An 11,334-nucleotide genomic window follows, 5' to 3' on the forward strand; every position below is an offset into this window, starting at 1 on the left:
GTTCGAAGGAGACGAAGATAGACGTCCTGCAACACCTCTCCCGGCAGCTTTAGTGGCTCAGCCGACGGTCGTCAGGTGGGGGAGTTTGAAGTGACCATACCCGGGGGAGTTTGACCGACCGCCGGGGCTCTCGTTTCAGGGCTGAACCTCATAGGGCGGGAAGGCGCACAGGTGTTGATCGTCCAATGCGCCACCGACGGTGAAGTGATACAGGCTCTGCCAGGCGTGATCTTTCAGGCCGAGCAGCGCGTGCATTTCATCGTCGAAAAAGCAGCCGATCCCCGTGGCGCGCACTCCGGCGGCTTCGGCTTCGAGATAGAGCGCCTGACCGAGCATGCCGCATTCCCAGAAAAGGTGGCGATATCGCCACGGCTCTTTCAAGGCGATTTCGAAACTCGCGAGCATCCCCAGCGCAAAGCAGGAATCAGCGCCGATATCCTGGTCGCAGCAGATCAACTTTGCCGCGGCGCGCAGGTCGTAAGGCAGCAGAAAATAGAGCGGCAGACAGTCTGGTCCGGTCTTTTGCCACAGCCATTCCGGACGCATGGACTGTTTGAGATCCTGCAGCGCGCCCGTATTTCTCACGAGCATATACAGGCCCGGCTCCAAGCCGTCCACGCGGTGCACGAATAGTGCCGCGTGCACTGCGGGAGCAGACATCAGTGCATTCCACGGCGGCGTGTCACGACGTGGCAACAGGCACGCCAGCATGCTGAAAAACGCCCCCGTGGTGATGCACGTCGTACCGTCAAAATTCACCGCACTGCGACGCTGTCGGGCGATCCGGGCAAAGTTGAGATCGAGGGCCGGCGTCGCGGGCGGCGGGCGCTGTTGCGGAGTCGACGAGGTCGGTGCGCGAGTCGGGGGCTTATGCGTGACGCGATGAATCGAATCGATATCCGCCCACGTCACGTGTCCCGAGCTCAGCTGATTCGCGCGCCCGTGCCACTGAGCCTTGTCCAGCGCGGTCCGCATGCGCTCGAGATCAGGCCGCAATGCAGGATTGCCGATCCAGAGCAAAACATCCGGCGCCTCTCTTTCGGCCACTCCGAAGTCTTCCCTGCGGTCCAATCCAAGCAAGTCGGCCACTGCGTCATCGGCGGTCTCCTCAAGCAGCCGCGTCTGCCAGCCTAGCGCTGCCGCCGAGTAGCTCACTGCGGCGACGACATGGCCGCAATCGTGCTGGCAGTATCGCCAAGCGCGCATACCGTATTTCCACGCCTCGCGCCAGTAGATCGAGCTTACGCCGAGCAGGACGCCGCTCTCTGAAAACGCCTCGGTCCATTGCGGATCCTCCACTGCGGCGCGATGTTCAAGCGCATGACTCCGGCTCAGATAGTGATACACGCCTCCGGGCAAGTCGGGCAATGCCGGACACAGCAGATAGCCCTCGGTCGGATGCAGATTTCCGCTCGATGGGTTGCAACGTAGTGCCCACCGCTGGGCGCCATAGGATTTCCACGCCGACAGGCCGAGCGAAAGTTCGAACAGGATTGCCAGATTGGATAGATCGAATCCGTGCGCGAGCGGCAGGGTGCCGCAGCGTAGATCGTTGTAGCGAGTCGCGAGTGTGTCCGCGGCTAACGGCAGACCAACGCGCGCCGTGCCGTCAAACACACGGAACGGATCCGGCTGGGTTGCCCAATCCAGCCTCCCGGGGCCGGGAGCGTAGGAGTTGACGCGGTGCTTGCTGCGTTCGTGATATTCAAGCAGCGCATGCTTTAGCGGGTCCATGTTCACCTCAGACCAAGAATACCCGCACGTGCGGCTGTCCGGAGCACGAGCCGATGCAAATTGCCGCTCCCGAGATGCGGGGCATTCTCGGGACGCGATGGTTCGGCAACTGCTATTCAATGCGTAGTGCTGGCACCAGCCCGTACTCGGCCATCACGGCGAGAAGCTTCGCGCGGTCGGGTGGACCGCCAGCATTGACGATTGCTCCAACATCACGGAAATACTGAGCGCCAATGTCGGGCGCAATGACGATCAAGGCGCGGGCCGAGTTGCTGTGCGGGTTGCTGAAGTGATGGGCCGCTCCGCGTGGGGTGAACATCCAGTCTCCTGGCGACAGGTCCCGCTCTACGCCATCGACCGAGTACCGCAGTATGCCCTCGAGCGCATAGACGCACTCCTCGTTATGGGTGTGTCGATGCGGCGGTGGAACGTGTGAGCCGGGTGGCACAGTCAATTCGAATACACCCATGCCGCCAGTAGCGGTTCCATCAATCAGGTATCGAATGCTCAATTGACCGACCTTGATGGGTTCGCCTGGTACCGCGCCGCCTGGAGTCATTCTCTGTCTCCGTCAAGTCGAGGATTCTCGTCGCCGCCCGCGGCCTGCGCGCCGAGCGGCAGCCGCACCTGGAACGTCGTCGCGCCCGGCTGCGACGCTACGGTGATCGCGCCGTCATGCCGGTTGACGACGATCCGGTAGGCGATGTCGAGACCGAGACCGCAGCCCTTGCCGCTGGTGGGACGCGACTCGAGATCAATCTGTCCCACGAAGTGCCGCGCCAGATGCACCGCCTAGCACGTGACGTGCAGAATCGCGTTTGTTCCATGAGCGCGCTCCTTGAGGGTGGCGATGGCTTCCTCCGTCGGCACGATAAGCAGTCGGACCTTCCGGCGCGCGGCCTCTTGCTTCACCTCTTCCATCACCGGCAACGCACCGGTGCCCGTGCCGATCACGAGGCGCTGGCAACTCCAGGGAATGGCCTCGGCCATCGATAGCGGTGTATGCCCGAACGCTTCGCGGAACGCCTTCGATGGCTTCTTTTTGCGTTTGCGAACCTGCCCGCGGTCGATCACCACATCATGCTGATAAGTAACGCCATCTATGCGGATAGAACCAAAAGAAAATGCGTCGAAGTGCATAGCCGCCTCCACTGCTCCTGCACTGGCCACGAATCATTGCATCAGGCCAACAAACGCCTGGCCAGCAAATCGATTATAGGTACGGAGCCGGGTTGCGCTGCAGCACGAACCGAGGCAACTGAGGATCGTGAAGGAGGCTGAACATAACGATTGGATTGGCTATGTCGACGAAACCTGGTGGCGGGAGGCGATCGGCTTCCTGCTCGCGCCTCCCAATTGAAATATGAAGACCCGCTCCGTCCCGCCCAGGCGGGAAAGCGTCTATGTCCTCGATGCGAAGAACAGGCCCGTCGAGGTGTTCGACCGCGGCGAGTGGTCGCGCTGGATGGCTGAGAACGAACTGATCTTCCGCCGCACGCTGCTGGAAGAATCCGGCGTAACGGTCACGACCCGCTTCCGAGGTGTGTCCGAAGCCAGGACTGGGGAGCCCTTGCTGTTTGTGACGCGCATCGCCGGAGTGCAAGCGCGAGGGAACAAGAGCTACGGAACACGGACGCTCGATGAGGCGCTGGAGCTGCATGAGCGCATCGTGCAAAAAATCCTGCGGATGCTGACGGGGCGGTGATCGACACAGAGCGACGATGCTCGCGACTGTCTATAGACCCGGGTCGCCAAACGCGTCATTAACAAGGCGTGGTTCGAAAAGGGCATGCATGGAGTTGTCAGCGCGGCATGCGAATGGCTGTTGGCGTACAGGGCCGGAGCGCCGATCAGAACAGTTCAGGGCATCAGTCCCGGCTCGTAAAGACCGTCAATATCCCCGTGTAGCCGTAAAGGTGATCCCTTGCGATCTCGCCGCCGGCGAAGAATCCCACCAGCGGCACGTCACCTAGCGCCTTTCGCACCGTCTGCAATTCCGCATGCCGCGCACCGAAGTGCGGGCCGCCCCGTCCCGAGCAACTGACATACAGGGCGCCCGACAGGTGCCCCGCCGTGCCGCTTTCGAGTTCCGCGCGGATTTCCGTTGCAATGCGCACCAGATCGACCCGGGCGGCTTCGGGGTTGCGCGTGCAAAAGGCGAGATGCATGCCGGGCTCGACCAGATCCGCAATCGCCAAGACCCGGTGCTCCAGATCCACGCCCAGCAGGTGCCGCACGAGTGTATCCGCGCCGAACCTTCCAGGCCACTTCGGCACGTCCTCGGCGCCGATGCTCAAGCCCACCAGGGTGGTGGACAGCGCCTCCGAAAACGCATCGATTGGCAGATCCAGGTCGAGTCCAAGATCTTGCAACACGCAATCGAGTGCAGGCCTGCGGTCCAGCGTGACCACCAGATTGTGTTCGGCCTGCGTGATGGTGCGCAGCGGCCCGATCGGCTGGCAGCCCTGCGTCACACGTGAGATCAGACCGACCTCGGGGCCGAAGAGCACTCCGGACAGACCGCCGGTGAACACGCCGTCAGCCATGTGTAGCGGACGGTTTCGCGCCGAGGATAGCCCGCCGAAGAGATATCCAGTGGTTGTGCGTGCGCTCAACTCGTGCAGCAATTCTTGCACGTCGGGTGTGCCGCCCTCGGCATGTACCAGCGCGGTATGGGCCACGAACCCAGAGGACGTCGCAGGCATTGGCTGCAGGCCGGAGAATAGCCGGAACGATTCCCGTGGCAGCGGCGCGACCATCAACACCAGGGCCGGTTCGTCGAAGTATTCGATGCCGCTAGCGGCCACGCCGACACCGGCCGTACCGACCCAAGCGACGCCGGGCAGACCCCGGTGCAACTCACTGAGGATTGCCTCGGACGCGGGTGCGTAATAGTCGCTCAGGTAGCACCAACCGAGCGTGAACGGTCCGGGTTCATTTTCCTGTGCCGCACGCGTCGAAATTTGAGTTTGCACTTGCCTCTGGCACTCGGCCAGGGCCACCCGCCAATCGGCGTGGGCAGCGTGTGCGTGGACAAACGAAGCGCGAGACATGGCGGAAACGTGTCGAAGACCAGAATAAATTGGACCTTCGCAGGCAAGGTATGTTCAGCCGGCCGTTGAGCAACCCGCGATCAAGGCGGCAGGCGGACCGACTGCCTATCCGAATTTCAGCCTCTACCACATCAACGAGTGGGGGGGCGAAGGCTGCGTCGAGGCGGTGGCCCGGAAAGTCGCGCCGTTCAACATCGAGTTCACCCTGGTCGAACCCGCCCCGGTCAGGATGAGCCTCGGCGGCGAACTGTCAGTCGACATAGACTAGTCACCGGCCACTTCTGGCCGCGCGCCGCGTCCCGCGATAGGCTCATGTCGACCCACTACGGACATACATGGCCAGTGCCGGACTTTGACCGCCTGGTCACCTACGGCGAGTTCGCGCAGCGCCGGTATGCAATAGGGAAAGCCGCCGTCGACGCGGCCCGACAGTACCGGGAAGCTCGCCTCGTTGAAAACCAGGAGCGACAGCTCCAGGCCGAGCAGATTGCAAATCAGCAGTTCGCAAACAGCATGTCCGCGTGGGCGAACTACATGCACGCGGTCAACGCGCGGCAGCCGCAGACAGTGCATCTGACTGGCGCCCCCATCCATTGTACGACCACGAACCTCGGCGGCGGCATGGCAAGCACGAACTGCAACTGACGCCTGGAGCGCCGCAAGCAGCGTACGTGCGATTTCCCACCCAGATAAAGCGCTCGCTGAGTTTCGGCCAACGGATTCAGTGGACGACGGCGCTATGCGTCGAAGTACATTGGCTCGAGCGACAAAGATATGCCAAACGCTGATGCTTGAAGTTGCCCATGAGCGCCGTAGAACTGCAGTTCGCCGCGTTGGCCGACGACGATGACCTCGCGGGCACCATCCTCCAGGTAGGCCCGGACTCTGTGCCCAATATCTTGCGGCATCCGTCGGTCCAGAAGCACTTCCACGCACAGGTCCGGAACAAACGGAACAGGGAGTTCCCGGTCGATTGATTCCCACCTCTCCGGGGGCATCCACACCACGTCAGGTACACGGATCCCAAAGGAGCGGGTCGCCACCGCAACCGACATCGCCGCGACGTGGCCTATCGTCTCGGCAATCTGGCAGTACACGTCAGTCATGACAATCTGTCGTCGACCTGAAGGATGCGGATGCGGCACGATTTCGCCGCATGCGTCGAGCTCAGAACATTCCAAGGCGCCCGTTTCGGCGCCAGAGTTAATCCGGCACCATGTAGCAACGAGTCCGTCCTGCTGAAGCAAAGTCGACACGAACAAGCCTCCGGTAGGGAAGTTGCGTAAGCGTATACCCTTTTCTTTTGAATTTAACAATTCAGTTGTTGTGCGACGCACAACTCCGGCTCAGTAATGTCAAACTCGAATCTTGAAACCGCCTCAATTTCCAGCGCACGCGCGCGCCGGCCGCTGGGGTGCGAGACAAGCCTCAGCCCGGGAATGCTGAGGCAACTTCTTAAGAAATTTGTGCGTCGCGCAAAAACTTCCGAGGTTTAACGCAGTCTTATCGGCTGAGGCCGAGAGACCGTCCTCTGCGTGAGACATATGAAAGTGTTAGCGTGGTGGATTCGCCGGTCGGTCTTTTCACAGGCGTACAACGTTCGGCACGCGACTCCGAACCACGCCGTACGGTCTGGCAGCCACAAGGCCTCAGTTCACGCTGCAAAGGGAATTGATATGGAACTAGATTTGGAGACATTTCGGCAACTTCGTCGACTAGCGCCGGTACTCGACGACATACTTACCGCGAAAGAGGTCGACCATCCAGACCAGGCTCTGAACCTGGCGGACCTCGCAGAGGTGTGCTCGCGCCTGTTCGACGCATATCACTGCACGCATCCCGATGAAATTGCGCGGGCTCGGCTCGACGCGCTTGAGCCGCACTGAAAAGCCAGCGTAGGGACGCGTCAATATCGAGCATGTCGGCCGGCAATATCCTTGTTGGCGACGTCACTCACCGCTCCGTCCGTACTTCCGCGCATGCCGGTATCCAGCAAGCGAGACGATGCGGTATCGCGCAGGACCGGTTAGGAGCGTCTACGTTGCTAACGTCGGCCGCACTTCATCACAGCGCCCGCTCGCCCCTCGGGCCAATTTTCGTCAAAGCCTTGTAGTTACCCCTTGCCGCCAGAAGGTGCTGCGTTCCCGCGGTTGCCGCCAGATGTGCCACCAGTAGTGCCCGGCCAGTTTCCGCCGTAGAAACCGTTCGGCGCTCGGCCGCGTCCAGGGCTACCAGTCTTCGAGCCCGCTGCCGGGGACTGCCCGCCTGTTGTCTGCCCACCGTTGCTCTTGCTCATAGTTCACCTCCGAGTGCAATGACTGTCGGCCACCGGGACGGCGGCGGCTGGATCACCGCTTCTGCGCTGCTCCACCCTGCCGCGCCGTCCCACCATCGCTGAAGCACATTTATCTGTAGTCCTTTGTATCAAGCCCTGACTCCGTTCACCCTGGAGGCCTTGCACCCTGGCGACAGGGTCAGCCAGGAGCTGAAATGCCTGGCGGTCCGCCATGGGTCGAGATCGGTGCCGCATACGGCGACGAGACGCACAGCCCGGCAGGAGCCGATTCAATGAATCTGGGTGAGGTCGACGCCAGCAAGCTGGTGCATGAGGGTACGCACGGCGAAGCTCAGCGCGTTGGGCTGCTGGATCCGACTGCGCATCTTTCCCAATGGCTATTGCGGCACGGCCTTACAGGCGGAAAGCATGGCCAATGTGCACTCGATCCAGGCATCGCATTCGTCAACGCGCGCCTGGTAGAAGTCATTGAATGCTAGGGCCGGTTGCAGCGCGAAGACGTGTTCGGGAAGATAGTTGCCCACCAGGGCGGCCCGGATCGGCTCGACGCGGGACCCGCAGTTGCGATCACGCATCGCAGCCAGCGCGCCGGGATCCCGGCTGCCGGAGTGTTTCCTGCTGGTCAGACACGTTACCGTAGCGAGCATACACACACTATCCAACCCGGCTGTCTCGCCGCAGCGCAGCCACTGCGCCCGCCTGCCCTCACCCGGTCGTGCGTCCGCCCGGGTCCCATCGCTCACCTTTAACTTTCCCGACTTTGATCAGTCTGCCTTCGTCTGACTCATGACGACCCGTTGCCGTCATTCGGGTCTCCGCGAGGGCAACGTCCGTTGTCAAAAGTCTAACCGCCATTCGCTCATGCCGAGACGCCTGCCGCTTGTCGGCCGAAGCCGAAATTCACCTATCGGCGATGGCGAGGCAGCTACTGACCGAACTGCGACAGTCGGAGCTGGTGGCGTGGTCCAAAGTAGCCTGCTGGCCAGCAGGCTGCCCTCGTCTTTTCCGCATCCGGCGCAGGCGCGCGCGCGATCATCTGCGCGCGCGATACTGGCGTAACGAAAGCGGTGTCACCACCACCATGGAAGCAACGCACCGCCATCTTTCCGATCGGTGCGATCATTGGGGCGCCCCGCATCGCCGCCGTCGCGGTCCTCATCGCGTTCTTCGCAGCGGCGCCCGGCTTTCGGCAGGCCGCTTACCTTGCGAATGTACCCGGAGCTCCCCCCAGCTTCAGCAAAGAACAGATCGCCCTCGGGTCCAAACGCGAGCCCCCTCGGACCATCTATGCCAGCTTGAGTGGCAAGGCCGCCGTCGCCGCCGTAAGAGTCCTGCCCGTTGCCGGCAATGGTCGTGATGATGCCGGTTTGCCTATTCACCTGGCGTACGCGGGAGTTGACGGTATCGCTGATCGTCAGGTTACCCGCGCAGTCGAATGTGATATGCGTGGGGAAGTTCAATAACGCGTCGGTCGCCGCGACGCCATCGCCGTTATAGCCGAAGGGAGCCGGGGGTGCAGAAAAGAAGGTGAGGTGCTCCCCGGCCACAGTGGTAATGATGTCAGTCCTTCTATCCACCCGGCGAACATTTGAGAGACCGGGATCGACGATATAGAGTTCGCGGTGCGGGCCAAAGGCGAGCGCTGGGATGTAGCCAAAGCCCGCGCCGGTGGCCGGCCCGCCTTCGCCGCTGCCGCCGAGAAATGCATCGTGCCCATCGCCGACGACGGTCGTGATGATTCCCGTTTTGTGGTCCACGCGCCGGATGCGGTTGTCATCGCCGATATAGAGATCGCCTTCCCCGTTCAGAAGAACGTCGGTTGCAAGCATTATGGCTTGCGTGGCCGGGCCGCCGTCACCACGGTTAGGTACGCCGGGATTGCCCGGGCCGGCAACTGTGGTGATGACCCCGGTTTCCCGATCCACTCTTCGCACGCCAACGCCGAAATCGCCAATGAATACGTTACCTGCCCTGTCAAGCGCAACCCCTGTCGGATCGTGGAGCATGGCCTGCGTCGCAGGGCCGCCGTCGCCGCTATAGCCTGCTTGCCCGGTGCCGGCAATGATGGTAACGGTTCCGCTCGCGTGATCGATGCGGCGAACGACGAGAAATGTCGGTTCGGCGGTATATATGTTTCCCCATCGGTCCACCGCGATGGCGTTGGCCTGGATTCCGGCCGCACCTACGCCGCCCTGACCGGGGCCCGCGACGGTGCTGATGATCTGCGCGGGGGCGGGGTTTGCCGTCGCAATTAGCAGCAGTGCGTAAAGGGCCCGCAACATGACAGCGATGCTCGGACAGAGCTGTGTTCCGTGCGACATACATCCTCCTGTTCGGTGTCACCGAATTGTCACGACTATTCAAGGAAAAGTCGTTGTCGCGGAACGCAGGATATTGTGACCAGGGAAAGCAAGCCCGAAAGCCTTCAAACCGCCCAACACTTCATCTTAGTAGTGCGTTTCGAAAAGCAAATAAATTTTTAGGCTCCTCCCTTCAGGACGGACACAATTTGCCGTGCTGTTGGGAAACGGAAATAGCTGGGCTCGGGCAAGCTTGGCCAGAGTGGAACGCACGGAACACGCTGGACTGCGCCGCCCAGGTACGTTCTTATGGCCAGCTGGTTTGAGCATTGACGTTTCGGTGGCTGAAATTGCTGAACCATCAGGCTTCACACCTGTGCCATCGCGCTGCCTGATGGCCGCGACGGGCTGCACTCGACCCACTTCTGCCGTTCGTTTCGCCGCCACCCTAAAGGCAACTTCCAAGGGCGCTACGGTCATTCGTGCAGTCGTGTTGGCCAAGACAACGACTTCAGTTTCCAGAACTCAGCACATCCTAGGGCGCTCGCCCTAGGCGGTTAAGTTCCTGTGCAAAAGCCTCAAGGTTGCGCATTTCGAGTGCGTTGCGGACGCTGATGAGCCGCGAGCCGTCTTCACGTAGGAAACACTGGCGAAGCAACGGCGGTGGGACACTGCTCGAGACGTGGAACACCCAGAGGAATCCACCGAACGTGAGGTTGTATGCCCTGATGCCATAGTTACGGATCGGTCGGGGCTCAGCGATTACCTGGAGCGTTTCGGGTAGCTTTCCAACCTTGAGGCCGAACATGACCGCACCATAGCGGTCGGGATCACTAGGGTCGCATGCCAGCAAGAGCTGTCTTAAGCGCTCTTCGTGCGCCGGACCTAGCTGAACCTTTTCAAAAAACGGCAGCCTCGATATTCCAGCACGCCACAGAATCGACAGCTCGAACAACTTGAGTTTCGCATAGTTCAAGCCGCGGATGCTAAGCAATGCTCCTTCGCGTGACACCTCCAGCGGTTTCTCAGGTGAGACGAACACGGAGCGAGCATAGCCCTCCCAGGCTGAAATCTTCTGCTCGCAGTCGTCGCACAAAAGGTATTCACGCATCCCCTTTTGCTTTAACTCGTTGTGCCCTTCCGGGATGATCGACAGGACCTCTAGCCGCCGTTTCTCGTCGTACAGCGGCTTGTAAAGCCACTCCGGATAGATATGCGATTTTCGTAACACCTTGTCTTGATGGCAGAGAGCGCAAACCATCGCTTAGGCTGGGTGCAACTCGATGATGCGCATTAGAATATCGGAGGCATGCCGAAAGTTCTCCTGCTGCTCTCGGATGCCATATTTCCATTTTTCACCGTGGAATAGGTTATTCCTCAAGCGGTAGGTAATGAGCAGCAATGCACCGACGACGTGCTCCAGGTCGTCATCGCTTCCGCTTAGCACGCCCTCCACGAGCGGACGGCAATCGGGCTTCCTGAATAAGAGGTTTTCAAAGTGATATGTGAACTCGCCACCTTGGAAGTAACGATCGCGGAAGTAGGTCAAGCTCGCCTCAAACGAACTTAACCGCAACGGGCCTCGCTGGGCGAGCGCCTTCACAGCCGCAAGCAGCGAGGTCGGATTCGCTTTCCTATCGAGCACGCGTCCCTCCATTACGCTCCATAACAGCGTGAAATTGGAGATTGCGGTGCGCTCCTCGTCGTTGCCATCGGCGAACGGCCGGTTCCGCCAGTGCAAGCTGTCGTCATCGTAGGTGTCGTGGCCCGTAACTTATCCACCATTTCGGTCGTTCAGTACCGTGGAATCGCCGATCGCTGAACGGCCGCTTCTATGGGGACTTGTTTGTCAAGCCGTGTTCGATCGTCAGGTAAGCGGATCAGATTTCATCCCGGCACCTTTGTATTGCGTGTGATGTGAAGCGGGCGTGCTGCGCGGTGGCTTGATCCT

General features: G+C 60.9%; 13 protein-coding genes. 4 read left to right on the plus strand and 9 right to left on the minus strand.

The features are described 5' to 3' along the window. Positions 1-135: 135 nt before the first annotated feature. From F6X42_RS40300 to F6X42_RS40315, 4 genes are all read right to left on the minus strand, one after another. On the minus strand, positions 136-1,734 hold the full coding sequence (locus tag F6X42_RS40300) for a SagB/ThcOx family dehydrogenase (RefSeq protein ID WP_187639380.1): 1,599 nt from the start codon (positions 1,732-1,734) through the stop codon (positions 136-138). Between the two features lie 112 nt (positions 1,735-1,846). Further along, a complete protein-coding gene (locus F6X42_RS40305) occupies positions 1,847-2,293 on the minus strand; it encodes a cupin domain-containing protein (RefSeq protein WP_187639381.1) in 447 nt (148 codons plus the stop codon). After that, positions 2,290-2,502, minus strand: a complete 213-nt coding sequence (locus F6X42_RS40310; RefSeq protein ID WP_187639382.1) for an ATP-binding protein — start codon at positions 2,500-2,502, stop codon at positions 2,290-2,292. Before F6X42_RS40310 ends, F6X42_RS40305 begins: the two co-directional genes overlap by 4 nt. Positions 2,503-2,526: 24 nt before the next feature. After that, a complete protein-coding gene (locus tag F6X42_RS40315; protein WP_187639383.1) occupies positions 2,527-2,874 on the minus strand; it encodes an MTH938/NDUFAF3 family protein in 348 nt (115 codons plus the stop codon). Positions 2,875-3,097: 223 nt separating this feature from the next. Between F6X42_RS40315 and F6X42_RS40320 the strand changes: the two genes are divergently transcribed. Then, complete coding sequence (locus tag F6X42_RS40320; RefSeq protein WP_187639384.1) at positions 3,098-3,439, plus strand: hypothetical protein; 342 nt, start codon at positions 3,098-3,100, stop codon at positions 3,437-3,439. A gap of 163 nt (positions 3,440-3,602) precedes the next feature. Here F6X42_RS40320 and F6X42_RS40325 read toward each other — a convergent pair whose 3' ends face one another. Beyond that, complete coding sequence (locus F6X42_RS40325; RefSeq protein WP_187639385.1) at positions 3,603-4,787, minus strand: FIST signal transduction protein; 1,185 nt, start codon at positions 4,785-4,787, stop codon at positions 3,603-3,605. Positions 4,788-5,099: 312 nt separating this feature from the next. Between F6X42_RS40325 and F6X42_RS40330 the strand changes: the two genes are divergently transcribed. After that, positions 5,100-5,432 carry a hypothetical protein gene (locus tag F6X42_RS40330; protein WP_187639386.1) on the plus strand — a complete coding sequence of 111 codons (333 nt, stop codon included), beginning with the start codon at positions 5,100-5,102 and terminating at the stop codon, positions 5,430-5,432. Between the two features lie 92 nt (positions 5,433-5,524). Here the strand turns inward: F6X42_RS40330 and F6X42_RS40335 are convergent, their stop codons facing one another. Next, positions 5,525-6,043: a Uma2 family endonuclease gene (locus tag F6X42_RS40335; protein WP_187639387.1), complete on the minus strand. Its 519-nt coding sequence runs from the start codon at positions 6,041-6,043 to the stop codon at positions 5,525-5,527. Between the two features lie 420 nt (positions 6,044-6,463). Here F6X42_RS40335 and F6X42_RS40340 point away from each other — a divergent pair, with 420 nt between their 5' ends. Together F6X42_RS40340 and F6X42_RS40345 are read left to right on the plus strand one after the other, a co-directional pair. Further along, on the plus strand, positions 6,464-6,673 hold the full coding sequence (locus F6X42_RS40340) for a hypothetical protein (protein WP_187639388.1): 210 nt from the start codon (positions 6,464-6,466) through the stop codon (positions 6,671-6,673). 682 nt (positions 6,674-7,355) lie between these two features. Then, a complete protein-coding gene (locus F6X42_RS40345; protein WP_187639389.1) occupies positions 7,356-7,562 on the plus strand; it encodes a hypothetical protein in 207 nt (68 codons plus the stop codon). Positions 7,563-8,153: 591 nt separating this feature from the next. On the opposite strand, the gene F6X42_RS40350 is transcribed toward F6X42_RS40345, so the two are convergent. The 3 genes from F6X42_RS40350 to F6X42_RS40360 form a co-directional block, all read right to left on the minus strand. Beyond that, positions 8,154-9,404, minus strand: coding sequence for an NHL domain-containing protein (locus tag F6X42_RS40350; protein ID WP_187639390.1), 1,251 nt, complete (start codon positions 9,402-9,404; stop codon positions 8,154-8,156). Between the two features lie 514 nt (positions 9,405-9,918). Continuing rightward, on the minus strand, positions 9,919-10,644 hold the full coding sequence (locus F6X42_RS40355) for a hypothetical protein (protein WP_187639391.1): 726 nt from the start codon (positions 10,642-10,644) through the stop codon (positions 9,919-9,921). A 3-nt stretch (positions 10,645-10,647) separates the two neighbouring features. Then, a complete protein-coding gene (locus tag F6X42_RS40360) occupies positions 10,648-11,124 on the minus strand; it encodes a hypothetical protein (protein ID WP_187639392.1) in 477 nt (158 codons plus the stop codon). Positions 11,125-11,334 lie beyond the last annotated feature (210 nt).

It is taken from the genome of Paraburkholderia podalyriae (assembly GCF_014397785.1).
GTDB classification, from domain to species: Bacteria; Pseudomonadota; Gammaproteobacteria; order Burkholderiales; family Burkholderiaceae; genus Paraburkholderia; species Paraburkholderia podalyriae.